The following is a 15,436-nucleotide window of genomic DNA, read 5'->3' on the forward strand; positions in this document are numbered from 1 at the left end:
CCGCCGGACGACGCCCCGGTCGACGAACGCCGGGGGGAGCCGGCCCCCGACGTGGGGGGGCCCCCCCCGTACACGGGGGGGGGAACACGCACGTTCCCCGCCGGATCCCCGTCCGGGCCCGGGCCGTCCCCTCCGTTCACGGTGCCGGCCCCTACCGTCCGATTCCGGTCTTCAACCCGAGCGCCCGGCCGACCAGACTGGGACGGCGTTCGGGCCTTCGCCATCTCCCCCTCTCAAGGAGAAGTGCGCACCAATGACCGGAATCACGACCACGCCGCACGTCGCCGTCATCGGCGGCGGCCCCGCCGGACTCACCCTCGCCCGCGTCCTCCACGTCCACGGCGTCGCCGCCACCGTGTACGAGCGCGAGCCCTCCCGCGACGCCCGCGTCCAGGGAGGCACTCTCGACCTGCACGGCGACACCGGACGGCGCGCCGTCCGGGAGGCCGGGCTGGACACCGAGTTCTGGGCCAAGGCCCGGCCCGAGGGCGAGGACTTCCGCCTGCTCGACAAGCACGGCACCGTCCACAGCGCCTTCGACACCGGCCGACCCGCCGGCGAGGGCGCAGGAACGGAAGCGGGAGAGGGCCGAGGAGCGCGCCCGGGCGCCCCCGGCAACGCGAACTCGCCCGACGAGGACGGCGCTCCCGAGATCGACCGCGGCGACCTGCGCGCCCTCCTCCTCGACTCCCTCCCCCCGGCCACCGTCCGGTGGGGGCACCGCCTCGACCGCGCCGAACCGCTCGGCGACGGCCGGCACCGGCTCCACTTCGACAACGGCACGGTCGAGACCTGCGACCTGCTCGTCGGCGCCGAGGGCGCCCGCTCGCGCGTCCGCCCCCTGCTCACCGGCACCGAGCCGCGCTACACCGGTGTCAGCCTCGTCGAACTCGGCATCCCGGACGCGGACCGCACCGCTCCCGGGGCCGCCGCCTTCGTCGGCAACGGCAGCCTGTACGCCTTCCAGGACAACAAGGGCCTCGCCCTGCAACGCAACAGCGACGGCCGGATCCGGATCTACGCCTTCTACCGCAGCGCCGAGAGCTGGCTGGAGTCCGCCGGCCTGTCCGAGCAGGACCCGGTCCGCACCCGCGCCGCCGTCGCGCGTCACTTCGCGGACTGGGCGCCGGAGTTCCGGTCGGCGCTGGCCGCCTGTGACGACAGCCTGCGCGCCCAGCGGCTGGACATGCTCCCGGTCGGCCTGACCTGGCGGCGCGCCCCGGGGGTCACCCTGGTCGGCGACGCGGCGCACCTGATGTCGCCGTTCGCGGGCAAGGGCGTCAACCTCGCGATGTGGGACGCGGCCGAGCTCGCTCTCGCCGTGGCCCCCGTCCTCGCCGACGAGCGGTGGGAGGCAGGAGCGCTCGACGCCGCGATCGCCGGGTACGAGAAGGCGATGTTCGAGCGCGGCGCGTTCTGGGCGGGCATCTCCGCCCTCAACCTGGACCGGCTCGTCGCCCCCGACGGCCACGAGAACCTGGACGTCATGCTCGGCCCGCCGCCGGGCGCGGAGGGGTAGCGCCCACCGCCGCCAGCCGCCCGCTGCGCGCCGGTCGCCCGCCGCTCGCTGTTCCCGTGCGGCGTCGGCCCGGTGCGGCTCAGCGCAGGACGGCTCGGCCCGGCTCCTCGCTCCGCCCGGTGTCCTGCTCCGGGCGCTTCGGATCGCAACCGCAGGAGCGGCGGACGACCATCCGGGCCGGGAACATCCGGGCCCCGTTCGACGCGGGTTCGCCGTCCGGCCGCGCGTCACCCTCCTCGCCCGGGCGGTCCCCGAGCACCAGGCCGACGGCGGCGCGTGCCATCTCCTCCTGAGCGGTGGCCACGCTGGTCAGCGACGGACCGGCGATCACCGCCTCGGCGATGTCGTCGAAGCCCGCCACCGCGAGGTCCTCCGGCACCCGGATGCCCAGGTCGTCGGCGGCCCGCAGCAGGCCGATCGCCTGGTCGTCGGTCGCGCAGAAGACCGCGGACGGACGGTCGGCGCGCGCCAGCAGCGTGAGCGCCTCACGGTGCGCCCGCACGCGGTCGAAGGGCGCCTGCGTCAGCCGCCCCTCGGTGGAGATCCCCGCCTCGGTGAGGGCGACGGCCCAGCCTGCGGTCCGCACGGTCACCGGGTCGCTCGGGCTGAGCGAGAAGGTGCCGCCGAAGCAGTGGACTTCGGCGTGCCCGTGGCCGAGCAGGTGGCGCACGACCTCCCGGGCGCCGCCCTCGTCGTCGGCCACCACGGCGAGCCCGTGCTCGGTCTCCGCCCGGTGGTGCAGCAGTACCACCGGCGTTCCCTCGGTGGAGTCGATGCCGACCACCCCGGGGGCCGACGGGTCCTGGGTGACCAGGATCAGCCCGTCCACCTGCATCCCGAGGAAGGCGCGGATGTAGTGGGCCTCGCGTTCGTCGGCGTAGTCGGAGTTGCCGATGAGCAGCAGCCGCCCGCGTTCGGCCGCCGCCCGCTCCACCGTGTGCGCCAGTTCGGCGAAGAACGGCTGCCGGGCGTCCGGCACGACCATCCCGATCAGGTCGGTGCGCCGCCGCGCCATCGCCTGTGCGACCCGGTTCGGCCGGTACCCCAACTCCTCGACCGCTGCCAGGACTCGGGCCCGGGTGGCAGCAGCCACCGGGCGCGGTCCGTCGTTGATCACATAACTCACGACCGCGGTAGACGTCCCCGCCACCCTCGCCACGTCGTCCCGCGTCACCCTCGCCATGTCCGCGAGCCTACACACCGCGCCTGACCGGCGACGTTGCCATTTCACCCCTTGAGAGCAGGGCAGGGGTCCCGTCCGAGCCCGGCCGCCCCCTTCAGTACGCGTGGTCCGCCGTCACGTCCGCCGACAGGCGCAGGGCCCGCTCGGCCGTCTCACCGCGCAGGGAGAGCAGTGTCGAGGTCAGCGCGTCGACGACGGTGAGGTGGGCGATGCGGCTGGCGGTGGTCTCCAGGCCGAAGACGAGGTCCTGCCCGCCGGCGACCAGCGTGTGCGTCGCCGTCTCGCTGAGCGGCGAGCGGGCGTAGCTCGTGAGGGCGACGACGGCGGCGCCGTTGGCACGGGCGTGGCGGGCGGCGTCGACGACGGTGCGCGTGGCACCGGTGTGACTGACGGCCAGGCAGGCCGCGGTGGAGGGGAGTTGGGCGGCCGCGAACTGGGCGGTGATCGGGTCGGCGGGTGAGTCGGCGAGGATGCCCAGGGCGCGCAGGCGGTAGGCGGCGTCGAGGACGACCGCACCGGAGAGGCCCGCGCCGACGACCAGGACGTGGTCGGCGGAGTCGAGGGCCTCGGCCGCCGCCCGGAGGTCGTCGGCGCCGAGGGTGGCGGCCATCCCGTCGAGCGCCTCGCGGGCGGCGCGGACGGTGTCGGCGAGGGCCCGCGCCGCCGGGTCCCGGGGGTCCGCCGGGTCGGGCGCCGGCGCGGGCGCCTGTCGGACGGCGGCGATCTTCAGCTCCTGGTAGCCGCGGAAGCCGAGCCGCTGGCAGGCCCGGACCACGGAGGACGGCGCGGTGCCGGCGAGCTCCGCGACGTCGCTGACGCTGAGGTCGACCAGGTCGGCGCCCCGGGCGAGGACCACCCGGGCGACCCGGGCCTCGGTGCCCCGCAACTCGCCGAGCCGCGCGCGGATGTGCGCGGCCAGCCGGGATTCCAGCCGGGTCTCCGGCGGGGGGAAATATTCGGAACGCTCTTCCATGGATCTACTGTAGCGTGGAATTCTGTTCCAGGTCCGAGGATTCAGAGCGGGAGTTCCGCCATGCCTGCTGTCACCGCCGGAGCAGTGGCCGTCGCCGCGGCCACTGCCGGGGCCGGCCCCGTGTCCGGTCCTGCGGCCGTCCCGGTGGTGGTCCTCGCCGCCGCCGTGCTGCACGCGGTCTGGAACGGCCTGGCCCACCGGCTCCAGGACAAACTGGTCGGCTTCGCCCTGATCAACCTCGTGTACACCGGGTGCGCGGCGGTGCTGGTGCTGCTCAACCCGCTGCCGGCCGCCGCGGCCTGGCCGTACCTGATCGCCTCTGTGGTGATGCAGGTGACCTCCCAGCTGCTGCTCCTCCGGGCCTACCAGCTGGGGGACTTCGGGCAGATGTACCCGATCGCCCGGGGCTCGGCTCCGCTGCTGGTGGCGGTCCTGTCCGTCACGGTGCTGGGCGACGAGCTCGGCGGCGGGGAACTGCTCGGCGTCGCCGTCATCTCCTGCGGTCTGATCGGACTGGCCTTCGCCCGGGGGATACCGGGGCGGGCGCACCTGCCCGCGCTCGGGGCGGCCGCCGGTACCGGGGTGATGATCGCCGCGTACACGGTGCTGGACGGCGGCGGCGTGCGGCACGCGGGGACGGTCGGCGGCTACGTGGCCTGGCTGTTCCTGCTCCAGGGGCCGGTCCTGGCCCTGATCGCCTGGGCGCGCAGGGGCCGGGGCCTGCTCGTCGGGGCCGGCCCGCTGGTCCCGGTGGGGCTGCTCGGCGGGGTGCTGTCGCTGACGGCGTACGGGCTGGTGGTCTGGGCACAGTCGCGGGGGAACCTGGCGAGCATCGCCGCGCTGCGCGAGACGAGCATCGTGATGGCCGCACTGATCGCCACCGTGGTCTTCCGGGAGCGCCTCGGGCGGATGCGGATGGCGGCGAGCGCGACCGTCCTGGCCGGGATAGCCGTCCTGGAGCTGGCCCGCCCCTGAGGCTGTCCCGGGCGGGAGCTGTCCCGGGCGGGAGCTGTCCCGGCCAGGACGGACCGGTGCTCCCCGGTCCGCCCGGGGTGTCGTACGGCCCGGCCGCCGCACGACTCAGGGGACGATCACCGTCAGCGTGCTGCGCGTGACCGAGAAGCCGAGCGACTCGTACAGCTGCCGGGCCCGGTTGCCCTCGGTCACCGCCAGGCCGATCCCGGTGGCGCCGTCGGCGGCGATGCCGGCGAGGACGCGGCGCAGCAGGTCCCGGCCGAGGCCGGGGTAGCCGAGGTCCGGGTCACGGAAGACGTGGGCGATCCAGGGCAGGCCGTCCCAGTCGGTCAGGACGGCGCCGGCGGCCACCCGGTCGGCGTCGTCGACGACCAGGGCGCTGGCCGGCAGCAGGGGGCCGATGACGCTTCCGGAGAGCAGTTCGGCCATCCGCCGCACCGGGTCGTCCCCCTGCGCCTCGGGGCGGTGGTCGGGGTGCCCGGGACGGAAGGCGGCCCGGGACGGCCCGTCCAGCTCGGTGGCCCCGCGGTCGCACGGTACGACCTGGAAACCCTCCCGGAGCGGGGTCCGCGCCCAGGACGGCCAGCCCCCGGCGGGAGGCGCGTCGACCAGGCTCCGGTGCATGGTGTGGCCGTGCCGCAGCGGGGTCGCGCCACGGCGCAGCAGCTCCCGGCCGAGCGGGACGGGGCCGGAGACCACCCAGCCGGCCATCTCCGCCAGCACGTACCGGGCCGGGACGGCCGGGTCCGGGTGGTGGCCGACCACGTCCAACCGGTCGGCCCAGGGGCGGCCCTCCCGCTCGCCCCGCTGGTACCGCACGATCGGAAGGCCGTCGGTGCCGTACCCGAACCGCCAGCCGGCTTCCGCTTCCGCCACGCCGCCCCTCCGATCTCCGAGAACCGGAACACCCCGTCGTCGGCCATGCTCCGTGAGCGTCCCGTTCGACGGCAACCCCGTTTCCCGGCCGGACCGGTCTGCCGGCGTCACGTCGGGCACGACCCGGCCGCCGTGCCGCCCGCGGTGCGCGGGACGGCGCCCAGGGGGAGGGCGGGGTCAGTCCGCCACCACCGCCGCGCGGACGCAGAGGACGTCCGGCAGGTGGGAGACCAGCGGTGACCAGTGCTCGCCCTCGTCGTGGCTGGCGTACACCTCGCCGGTGCGGGTGCCGAAGTAGAGCCCGGCCGGGTCGGCGTCGTCGGTGCGCAGCGCGTCGCGCAGCACGACGCCGTAGTGGTCCCCGCCGGGGAGCCCGTCGGCCAGGGGCTGCCAGCTGTCGCCGCCGTCCGCGGTGCGGAAGACGCGGCACCGGCGGTCGGGCGGGATGCGGTCGTCGGCGCCGCCGAGCGGGAACACGTACGCGGTGTCGGCGCGGCGCGGGTGGGCGGCCACGGCGAAGCCGAAGTCGGCGGGCAGTCCGTCGGCGACGGACCGCCAGCTCGCGCCCGCGTCGTCGCTGCGGTAGACGCCGCCGTGGTTCTGCAGGTAGAGCCGGTCGGGGTTGACGGCGTCCCGCGCGATCTTGTGGACGCACTGGCCGAACTCGGGGTACTGGCTCTCCTCCGGGAGGAACTCGGCGCGCAGCCCGGAGTTGGAGGGCTCCCAGGTGCCGCCGCCGTCCTTGCTGCGGTAGACGCCGCCGCTGGAGATCGCGACCAGCAGCCGTTCGGGGTCGCGCGGGTCGGTGAGGACGGTGTGCAGGCCCTGGCCGCCGTAGCCGGCGCCCCACTCGGCGCGCTGCGGGTGCTCCCAGAGCGACTCGACCAGCGTGAAGGTCTCACCGCCGTCCGCGGAGCGGAACAGCGCGGCCGGCTCGGTGCCCGCGTAGACCACGCCCGGAGCCTCGGGGCCGGCCGGCTGGAGCTGCCAGACCCGGGTGAGCGAGGCGCCGGTGTGCTCGGGGAAGCGGATCGCCGGTGCGGACGGTTCGGACCAGGTCGCACCCAGGTCGTCCGAGCGCCGGACGGTCGGCCCCCAGTGGCTGCTGTCGGCGCCCACCAGCAGCCGGACCCGGCCGTCGCGGCGGTTCCCGCCGTCGACGGGGTCCCGGCTGTCGACGGCGACGGAGTAGACCGCGTTCATCCGGAAGTGCGGCCCGCTGAACTCCCAGTTCAGCCGGTCGCGGCTGCGTCCGAGAAAGAGGCCCTTCTCGGTCCCGACGGCCAACAGCACCTCGGTCATCACACACCACCTGGTCGGCGTAACGGCCCCCGCACGGACACCCCCTCCGGCCAGTGTCGCGCCGCCCGGCGGCTCCCACACCTCGCCGCGCCGGTGCCTGCGGCCCGCGCCCGGGGCAGCCGGCCCCCGTCCGCCCCGGCCCCCGTCCGCCCCGGGCCGCGTCCGGGCGGACGGCGGGCCCGGGGCGGTACCGGCTCACCCGCGACAGCCCTCCAGCAGCCGCAGCCAGACCTCGCTGATCGTCGGGTAGGCCGGGACGGCGTGCCAGAGCCGGTCGATCGGCACTTCACCCACCACCGCGACGGTGGCCGAGTGCAGGAGCTCGGAGACCCCGGGGCCGACGAAGGAGGCGCCCACCAGCACCTCCCGGTCCAGGTCGAAGACGACCCGCGCCCGCCCCCGGTAGTCGTCGCCGTAGAGCGAGGCACCGGCGACCGCCCCGAGGTCGTGGTCGATCGCCTTCACCCGAAGCCCGGCCCGCTCGGCCGCGTCCAGGGTGAGGCCGACGGCCGCGACCTCGGGGTGCGTGAAGACGACCTGGGGCGCGCCTGCGCTGTCGGCCGACGCGGCGTGCGCGCCCCAGCGTGCGGTGTCCAGCGGACGCCCCTGGGCGCGTGCGGCGATCGCCGCGCCGGCGATCCGCGCCTGGTACTTGCCCTGGTGGGTGAGCAGCGCCCGGTGGTTGACGTCGCCGGCCGCGTACAGCCAGTCGCCGTCGACACCGAGCACGGTGCAGCTGTCGTCCACGTCGAGCCAGCCGCCGGGGTGCAGACCCACCTGCTCCAGCCCGATGTCCGCCGTGCGCGGGGCCCGGCCGGTGGCGTAGAGCACCTCGTCGACGGCCAGCCGCTCGCCGTCGGCCAGGACCAGGACGACGTCCGCGCCGGGCTCGTCCGCCCGCTCCAGCGAGGCGACCGAGGTCCCGAACCGCAGGTCCACCCCGGCGTCCCGCAGGTCCTCCGCGACCAGCTCGCCCGCGAACGGTTCCATCCGGGGCAGCAGCCCGGAGCCGCGTACCAGCAGCACGACCTCCGAACCGAGCGCGCGCCAGGCGGTGGCCAGCTCCACGCCGACCACGCCGCCGCCGACCACGGCCAGCCGCCCGGGCACGGTGGGCGAGGCGGTCGCCTCCCGGTTGGTCCACGGGCGGGCCTCGGCGAGCCCGGGGACGTCCTGCGGCAGGACGGACCGGCTGCCGGTACAGACCGCGACGGCGTGGCGGGCGACCAGCAGCCGCTCGCTGCCGTCCTCCGCCTCGACGGTCACCCTGCGCTCGCCGGCGAGCCGGCCGTGGCCGCGGACCAGGTCGATACCGGTCTCGCGGACCCACTTCACCTGGCCGTCGTCCTTCCAGTGGGAGGTGAACGAGTCGCGCCGGGCCAGCACGGCGGCCGGGTCCAGCCCGCCGCTGCCCACGGCCTCCCGGGCGCCCGCCACCGCGCGGGCGTCGGCCAGCGCGGCCACCGGGCGCAGCAGCGCCTTGCTGGGCATGCAGGCCCAGTACGAGCACTCGCCGCCTACCAGTTCGCTCTCCACGATCACCGTGCGCAGCCCGGCGGCGGCGGTCCGGTCGGCGACGTTCTCGCCGGTCGGGCCGGCCCCGACGACGATGACGTCGTACTCCTCGGGAACGGCCGACGAGGCGGCGGCGGAAGCGGTGGGATCGGTGGTCATGCCTGGTCCTCCGTGGTGGTGACGGTCGCCCCGGCCGGCAGGGCCGGGGTGACGGGCGTGCGTTCGCGGACGTCGGGGTGCCGGGCGGCGCCGAATGCGCCGGCGGGTGCGGCCCGGCGCTGAGGCGGCCCGGCACCCCCGTTCGTCCGGTGGCCGGGCCCGGACCGGGCACCGCTCCGCCCCGTGCGTCCCGCGAACATCGGCAAGGTCGCCCCCGTTCGGTCGTCGGTGCAGGTCGGTGCAGGTCGGTGCAGGTCGGTGCAGGTCGGCGTGCCGGGCCGGGGCACCGCGCCCATCCTGCGCCGACCCGGCCGCCCCTCGCAGCCGAACACGCGGACGAGTCTGCCGTCCGGCCCCGCTCCGCCCCCCGTCCCGGCCCGGTCGCCCGCTACTCGACCTCGGCCAGCTCCACCAGTGCCGCCGCCGTCTCGGCCGGCCGCGAGAACATCGGCCAGTGCCCGGTCAGCACCTCGCGCAGCTCCCACTCCGGGCCGCCGAGCAGGGCGAAGTACGGGTGACCGTCGGCGATCATCGCGCGGACCTGCTCCAACGGGATGGAGCACGAGATCAGGCCCTTGGGCAGCTTCTCCGCCCCGCCGGTCAGCCGCATCGGCTCCGTGACCGTCCCGGCCGGCTGGTCGGTGGCCAGCTCGCGGAACCGGGCCAGCCCCGCCTCGTCGATCCCGTCGACACTGGCCCCGTCGGAGGCCAGCACCTCCCACGACGGCAGCGGCAGCCGCCAGCCGTCGACCACCGAGGCCTCCAGTGTCTCGCGGTAGGCCGGCTCCCAGAGGTCGGCCAGCGCGACACCGTCGCCGAGCGGGCCGGAGTCGAGGAAGACGACCCGTCGGATGCGCTCGGGCACCCGGTCGGCCGCGCCGGAGACGGCGATGGTGCCGCCGCTGTGGGCCACCAGCACCACGTCCCGGAGGTCCTCACGGACCAGCAGGTCGGTCAGGTCCGCGATGTGGGTCTCCGCGCCGGTCTCGGGCGAGCCCTCACCGGCCCGTTCGCCGAGGCCGGGCAGGGTCACCGCGTGGACGGTGTGACCGGCCGCGCGCAGCGGTTCGGCGACCGCGTCCCAGGCCCAACCGCCGAGCCAGAATCCGGGAACGAGTACGAAGGTGCTCATGGTGGAAAATCCTCTCCGGGCATCCATGCCGTGCTTGTCTTCCGTGCCGTGCGCGGCTGTTGGTGCCCCGAGGAACCCCTGGGGTGCCGGCCGCTGTCTTCGACCCTAGGATCGAATGCGGACAGAACGCGACCGGATTAACCGGCGGACTTCCCGGGCCGGTCCCACGGCTCGACCACCCCGTCGGTTCGCCTCCGACCCGTCGGCCTCACCGCCGGGTCGCACCGTCGGTTCGCGGCCGGAACGGAGGCGCGGACCAAGGCGTGTGCCGAGGCGCGGGCGAAGGTCGAACGAAGGCCGAACGACGGCCCGACGAAGGGACACCGATGGACCATCCGGTCAGCCGCACGCTCGCCCTGCTGGAGATCCTGCAGGCGCGTCCCGGCCTCACCGGCGCCGAGCTGGCCGAGCGGCTGGAGGTCGACGCCCGCACCGTCCGCCGCTACGCGACCCGGCTGGTCGACCTCGGCATCCCGGTCCAGGCCGAACGCGGCCGGTACGGCGGCTACCGGCTGATGCCCGGCTTCCGGCTGCCGCCCCTGATGCTCACCGGGGACGAGGCCGCCTCCGTGGTGCTCGGGCTGCTGGCGGGGCGGCGGTCCGGGCTCTCGGTGGGGGAGCAGGCCGGCGAGACGGCGCTCGCCAAGATCCAACGAGTGCTGCCGCCGGAGCTGCGCGAGCGGGTGGCGGCGGTCGAGCAGACCCTCGGTCTGACCGGCGCGCCCGTCGGCGGCCCCAGTCCGGCCGCCGCCGCGCTGTTCACGCTGGCCGAGGCGGCGCGCCGCCGGCGCCGGGTCCGGCTCGACTACCGGGACCGCGAAGGCACGCCCAGCGAGCGCGAGTTCGACCCGTACGGGCTGGTCTTCCACTCGGGCCGCTGGTACACCACCGGGCTGGACCACCGCAGCGGCGAGCAGCGGACCTTCCGGCTCGACCGGATCCGCTCCGCGGAACTGCGCGAGACCGGATTCGAACCCCCGGCGGGTGTCGACCCGGTCCAGCGGGTGCTGGAGTCCCTCGCCTCGGTGCCCTGGACGCACGAGGTGGAGGTGGTGCTCACCACCACGCTCGTCGAGGCCCGCCGACGGATTCCGCCCACCGCCGGTGCGGTCACCGCCACCGACGACGGTCGGGTCCTGCTGCGGGCCCGGGCACAGCAGTTGGACGGGATGGCGGTCATGCTGGCCGGCCTCGGCTGGCCGTTCACCGTTCTCCGGCCGGACGAACTGCGCGTGGAGGTTCGGGCCCTGGCCGCCCGTCTCACCGGGTGGAGCGACACCGAGGCGTCCGTCTGAACGCGTCCGGACGCGCGCCGACGGGCCCCGGGGCGTCGAAGGACACCACCGGGACCCGCCGTGCGTCACCGCCTCAGGGCGTCAGCCACCCGGGGCACTCGCCTCTCGGCGGCGTCAGTCCTGCGGGCCGCCGTTCTGTTCGGCCGCCACCTTCCGCTTCACCTCGTCCATGTCCAGCTTCCGCGCCTGACCGATCAGATCCTCGAAGACCGGCTCCGGCAGGGCGCCCGCCTGCGAGAAGACGAGGACGCCCTCACGGATGATCGCCAGCGTCGGGATCGACTGGATACCGAACGCCGCGGCCAGCTCCTGCTGCGCCTCGGTGTCCACCTTGGCGAAGACCAGGTCCGGGTGGCGTTCGGCGGCCTTCTCGAAGACCGGCGCGAACTGGCGACACGGGCCGCACCAGCTGGCCCAGAAGTCGATGAAGACGAAGTCCTTGCCCCCCTGACCGGGGACGACGTCGTCGAAGTTCTCCTTGGTCAGCTCGACCGTGCTGCTCATGTCGCGATTCCTGCCCTTCCGGTGGTGGCGGTCCAGGCCATGTGCCCGCGACAACGGCTGCCGTGGCCGGGCTATTCCGCCGGTGGTCGGCCGAGGGCCCGCGGGCGACACGCCGGCGATCGGGGCCCCCGGGGGAGGGCTCGGCGGGGAGGCCGGCTTCCCGCTCCGCGGCCCGGCCGGGGTCCGGCGCGGGAAGCCGGCCGCCTCCGCCCGGGGACTACCGGGCCCAGCCCCGCCGTTCACGTCGCCGGCCCCTGCCCCCGGCCGTCCGTTCCGACCGGTCGGCCTCCGCCGCGATCCGGGTGAGTGCCCGGGCGCAGCAGTGGGCGAAGAGCCGCTGGGCGAGGGAAAGGAACGGGCCGGCGAGGCGGGCGTACCAGCGACGGGGGCGGCTGAAGGCGTTGACGGTGAACCAGACGATCCGGTCCGGGTCCATCTCGACCACGAACGTCTCCTCGCCCACCGCCAGATGCCCGCACCGGGTGCCGTAGGTGAAGCCGTAGCGGTCGGGGCCGTCGGTGGTCGAGACCACTCGGCAGGGGGCGCCGGCCCGGAACGGGCCGAGGCCGATGGCGCACCGGACGGCGACCCCGGGGGCGGCGCGGTCGGCCTCGGCGGTGATCCGGACACCTGCGGCGCGGTGCATCCGCCAGCCGAGGAGAGCGGTGCCGGCGGCGTCCAGGGCGGCGCGGCCGCGCCCGATCGGGGCGCGGTGACGGAGGTGGTGGTAGCCGGCGGGCAGGGGCCGGTCGAGCGCGGTGCTGGCGCCGACCTCGGGGTAGTTCAGGTCGGCCGGGTGCGGGGTGCCGGTCATCGGGCGTTCTCCTGGGGGCGGGCGAGGCGGCGCCAGGCGAGCAGTGAGCAGAGCGCGAAGCCGAGCGCGTTGCCGACGCCGTGGGTGGCGGCCATCCAGCCGAGGGTGGGGTGGGGGAGTCCGGAGGCCTCGCCGAGCGCCCACCAGAGGGCGAGCAGCATGGTGACGGCGAGCACGGCACCGGAGACGCCGAGCAGCGCGGCGGTGGTCCGGTGCCGGCCGTCGCCGCCACCGGGGCCGTCACCGCCGTCGCCGCCACCGGGGCCGTCACCGCCGTCACCGCCGCCGCGGTCGCCACCGGCGCGGACGCGGGGTCGCAGGTCGCGCCAGGTGAGCAGGCCGACCAGCCACATGCCCGTGGTGAGGACCGCGGCGCCGACCAGTTCGGCCCAGTCGTCGACGAAGTAGCCGGCCAGCACGAGCAGGGTGCCGACGGGGACGCTGAGTGCGGCCCAGCGGGCGGCCCGGCTGTCCGGCACGGCCCGGCAGACCAGCCCGGCGACCAGCGCGGCGGTGAATCCGGCGTAGTGGAAGTGCGGAACGGTCAGGGCGAGGATGTCGAGGTCGAAGCCGAACAGCTCGTGCCCCGAGCGTTCGGCGACCAGGGCGAGGCCGGCCACCGAGGGGGCGGCGAGGGCGGTGAGCACGGCGATCTCGTGCGGTGCGAGCGAGCGGGTGCGGGCCAGCCGGACCGGGACGTGGGCGGCGACGGCGAGCGTGCCGAGCGCGTACAGGACGGCGCTGCCGGTGGCGAGTCCGCCGCGTGGCAGCCAGAGCGAGAGCGCACCGGGGACGGCGGCCAGTGGCCAGTACCGGCGCAGACGGGCGAGTCCGGGCTCGTCGATCAGGGCGAGGCCGATCGGGATCACCGCCCCCATGCCGAGCAGGACCAGCAGGTCGACGAGTTCGACGGTGCCCCGCCCCATGGCCGCCCCTTACCTTGAACGTGTTCAAACGATGGCGTCGGCGACTCTACGCCGCATATTGAACGCGTTCAAGTTCCCTGGGGAGATCTCCGCGACCTGCCTCCCCGGAGCCCTGCCCTGGTGTTCCCGGTGGGGTCGGCGCACCCTGGAGGAGTAACCGAACGGGGAACGACCGGAATGACCGGAACGACCGCCGGAGGTGATCCGCCATGCAGACACTGGTCGGCTGGCACATCGAGATGGAGTTCCGCGAGGAGGGGGCGCGCACGACCGCCGCCGCCCTGCTGAGACTCGGCGACGGCACCGAGGTGCGTGCCCACGGCTACACCAGCCGCCACCCGTCGGACCCGGAGCAGTTGCGGGTCGGCGAGGAGATCGCGGCGGCCCGGGCGCTCAACGACCTCGCCTCGCAGCTCCTCACCAAGGCGCACGGGGAGATCCAGGCGGTCAGCCCGATCCCGACCCACCCGCTGACGTGACGGCGCCCGGTGGTGCCGCGGGGTCGGGCGGGTCGGGTGGACCGGAGGGCCGCGGGACGCGCATTCCGCTGATCTGTCCGCGCTGCGGCCGGGAGCAGCAGGTCGTGCCGGGCGGCCCGGGGCGCGCGGTGAAGGTGGTGCACGTCGGCACCGGTCAGGAGGCCTGCGAGCCGGGTGACCTGGCCCGGGCGCCGGACGACGACACGGCCTGAAGGCCGGCGCCCCCGGGGGTGCGCCCGGGGGTGCCGTACGCCCACGGCCCCGGGCGCCGCACCCCGGGACGCCGTGCGCCCCGGGGCCGCTCAGTTCGGGCAGTAGGTGCCCGGCACCTGCCACTCCGGGCCGACCAGCCGCTGTTCCAGCTCGCTGAGCGTGATCCGGATGCCGACCGTCCCCGCCAGCCCGAGCCGCATCCGGCTGCGGGCGAGCGCGACGAGGGCCGGCAGGCCGTACTTGTTGATCAGCGAGGTGCGGTAGCGGGCGGTGTCGTCCTCGTCGCAGACGGCGGCGCGGGCCGGGAGTTGACGCCCGGTCGGGCGGCCGTGGGCGTCGCAGGGGCCGACGAGGACCTTGGGGCGGCGGCGGACGCGGTCGGCGTCGCCCGAGTGCACGGGCGTCCAGATGCCGAGCGCCGTGCCGTCGGCGACCACCCAGCTCTGCGAGTGCACCTGACGGCCGTCGTCACTGAAGGTGGTGAGCAGGAGGTACCTGCTGTCGGCGAGCTGGTCGGTACGGTCGTGCACGATGTCCACCCTCTCCGAGTCGGACGGTTCGTGGCCGGCGGCGGGGCTCCGGGGCGGGCGCCTCAGTGGCCGCGGCCGTCGGTGATCTCGTGGTACTCGCCGGCGGTGGGCTTGGCGATCCTGCTTCCCTCGCCGTGCAGCCCACGGGACAGCCTCGCACGGGTGCGCTCCAGCACACCTGCCGGGTGGGCGACTCCATTCTCGTCGACGGGGGCGGGCAGTTCGAGGGGGCGCGGCTGCTCGTGGGCGGTGAGCCGGTGCAGTTCGGCGGGCGCGAGCGGGGCGTGCACCTCCACGAACTCGCCGTGCGGCAGGCGCTTGACGACGCCGGTCTCGCGGCCGTGCAGCACCTTCTCCCGGTCGCGGCGCTGGAGGCCGAGGCACCAGCGCTTGGTGACCACGAACACGACCACCGGGACGGCGACGAATCCCACCCGGACGGCGTAGGTGATGGAGTTGAGCGACAGGTGCAGATGGGTGGCGAACAGGTCGTTGCCGCCGCCGGCCAGCATCACCAGGTACAGGGAGATCCAGGCCGCGCCGAGGGCGGTCCGCACCGGCGCGTTGCGCGGCCGGTCGAGCAGGTGGTGCTCGCGCCGGTCGTCGGTCGCCCAGTTCTCCACGAAGGGGTAGACCGCGATCGCGCCGAGGATCACCGGGAAGAGGGTGAAGGGGACCAGCACGCCGAGGTTGAGGGTGTGCCCCCAGACGCCGATCTCCCAGCCCGGCATCACCCGGATGAGCCCCTCGGCGAAGCCCATGTACCAGTCGGGCTGGGCGTCGGTCGACACCTGGTCCGGCCGGTACGGGCCGTACGCCCAGATCGGGTTGATCGTGGCGACGGCGGCCATCAGGGCGATGACGCCGAAGACGAGGAAGAAGAAGCCGCCGGCCTTGGCCAGGTAGACCGGCATCAGCGGCATGCCGACGACGTTCCTCTCGGTCCTGCCGGGGCCCGCCCACTGGGTGTGCTTGTGGTAGAAGACCAGGATCAGGTGGGCGACGAGCAGGCCCAGCATGATGCCCGGGATCAGCAGCACG

At 75.3% G+C, this 15,436-nt stretch carries 15 protein-coding genes; 4 read left to right on the top strand and 11 right to left on the bottom strand.

The window, feature by feature from the left end:
- Positions 1–253 precede the first annotated feature (253 nt).
- Complete coding sequence (locus ACFWIC_RS39655; RefSeq protein WP_329948281.1) at positions 254–1,519, top strand: NAD(P)/FAD-dependent oxidoreductase; 1,266 nt, start codon at positions 254–256, stop codon at positions 1,517–1,519.
- Between the two features lie 79 nt (positions 1,520–1,598).
- Here the strand turns inward: ACFWIC_RS39655 and ACFWIC_RS39660 are convergent, their stop codons facing one another.
- Positions 1,599–2,702: a LacI family DNA-binding transcriptional regulator gene (locus ACFWIC_RS39660; protein WP_380521946.1), complete on the bottom strand. Its 1,104-nt coding sequence runs from the start codon at positions 2,700–2,702 to the stop codon at positions 1,599–1,601.
- 94 nt (positions 2,703–2,796) lie between these two features.
- Positions 2,797–3,675 (bottom strand): MurR/RpiR family transcriptional regulator, encoded by an 879-nt coding sequence (locus ACFWIC_RS39665; protein ID WP_329948279.1) that lies wholly within the window; start codon positions 3,673–3,675, stop codon positions 2,797–2,799.
- A 60-nt stretch (positions 3,676–3,735) separates the two neighbouring features.
- On the opposite strand from ACFWIC_RS39665, the gene ACFWIC_RS39670 reads away from it, so the two are divergent.
- Positions 3,736–4,650, top strand: coding sequence for an EamA family transporter (locus ACFWIC_RS39670; protein WP_380521948.1), 915 nt, complete (start codon positions 3,736–3,738; stop codon positions 4,648–4,650).
- A gap of 105 nt (positions 4,651–4,755) precedes the next feature.
- On the opposite strand, the gene ACFWIC_RS39675 is transcribed toward ACFWIC_RS39670, so the two are convergent.
- The 4 genes from ACFWIC_RS39675 to ACFWIC_RS39690 all read right to left on the bottom strand — a co-directional run bounded on the left by ACFWIC_RS39675 (position 4,756) and on the right by ACFWIC_RS39690 (position 9,634).
- Positions 4,756–5,526, bottom strand: coding sequence for a GNAT family N-acetyltransferase (locus ACFWIC_RS39675; protein WP_380521950.1), 771 nt, complete (start codon positions 5,524–5,526; stop codon positions 4,756–4,758).
- Between the two features lie 177 nt (positions 5,527–5,703).
- Entirely contained in the window at positions 5,704–6,828 is a 1,125-nt protein-coding gene (locus tag ACFWIC_RS39680; protein ID WP_355401904.1) for an exo-alpha-sialidase, read from the bottom strand.
- Between the two features lie 195 nt (positions 6,829–7,023).
- Positions 7,024–8,502 carry a dihydrolipoyl dehydrogenase family protein gene (locus tag ACFWIC_RS39685; RefSeq protein ID WP_380521952.1) on the bottom strand — a complete coding sequence of 493 codons (1,479 nt, stop codon included), beginning with the start codon at positions 8,500–8,502 and terminating at the stop codon, positions 7,024–7,026.
- Positions 8,503–8,890: 388 nt separating this feature from the next.
- A complete protein-coding gene (locus ACFWIC_RS39690; RefSeq protein ID WP_329948274.1) occupies positions 8,891–9,634 on the bottom strand; it encodes an alpha/beta hydrolase in 744 nt (247 codons plus the stop codon).
- A 326-nt stretch (positions 9,635–9,960) separates the two neighbouring features.
- On the opposite strand from ACFWIC_RS39690, the gene ACFWIC_RS39695 reads away from it, so the two are divergent.
- Positions 9,961–10,929 (top strand): YafY family protein, encoded by a 969-nt coding sequence (locus ACFWIC_RS39695; RefSeq protein ID WP_329879303.1) that lies wholly within the window; start codon positions 9,961–9,963, stop codon positions 10,927–10,929.
- A gap of 114 nt (positions 10,930–11,043) precedes the next feature.
- Here ACFWIC_RS39695 and ACFWIC_RS39700 read toward each other — a convergent pair whose 3' ends face one another.
- From ACFWIC_RS39700 to ACFWIC_RS39710, 3 genes are all read right to left on the bottom strand, one after another.
- On the bottom strand, positions 11,044–11,433 hold the full coding sequence (locus ACFWIC_RS39700) for a thioredoxin domain-containing protein (RefSeq protein ID WP_329879302.1): 390 nt from the start codon (positions 11,431–11,433) through the stop codon (positions 11,044–11,046).
- A 217-nt stretch (positions 11,434–11,650) separates the two neighbouring features.
- Complete coding sequence (locus ACFWIC_RS39705) at positions 11,651–12,247, bottom strand: DUF1990 family protein (RefSeq protein ID WP_380521954.1); 597 nt, start codon at positions 12,245–12,247, stop codon at positions 11,651–11,653.
- Positions 12,244–13,173: a YndJ family protein gene (locus tag ACFWIC_RS39710; RefSeq protein WP_380521956.1), complete on the bottom strand. Its 930-nt coding sequence runs from the start codon at positions 13,171–13,173 to the stop codon at positions 12,244–12,246. The genes ACFWIC_RS39705 and ACFWIC_RS39710 overlap by 4 nt, the downstream gene beginning before the upstream one ends.
- A gap of 209 nt (positions 13,174–13,382) precedes the next feature.
- Between ACFWIC_RS39710 and ACFWIC_RS39715 the strand changes: the two genes are divergently transcribed.
- A complete protein-coding gene (locus ACFWIC_RS39715; protein ID WP_329879299.1) occupies positions 13,383–13,652 on the top strand; it encodes a DUF1876 domain-containing protein in 270 nt (89 codons plus the stop codon).
- Positions 13,653–13,954: 302 nt separating this feature from the next.
- Here ACFWIC_RS39715 and ACFWIC_RS39720 read toward each other — a convergent pair whose 3' ends face one another.
- On the bottom strand, positions 13,955–14,395 hold the full coding sequence (locus tag ACFWIC_RS39720; RefSeq protein WP_329879298.1) for a PPOX class F420-dependent oxidoreductase: 441 nt from the start codon (positions 14,393–14,395) through the stop codon (positions 13,955–13,957).
- Positions 14,396–14,457: 62 nt separating this feature from the next.
- Positions 14,458–15,436, bottom strand: a 979-nt coding sequence (locus ACFWIC_RS39725; RefSeq protein ID WP_380521958.1) for a cytochrome b N-terminal domain-containing protein, incomplete at its 5' end; no start/stop codon positions are given.

Source organism: Kitasatospora sp. NPDC127035, from assembly GCF_042726075.1.
GTDB lineage: Bacteria > Actinomycetota > Actinomycetes > Streptomycetales > Streptomycetaceae > Kitasatospora.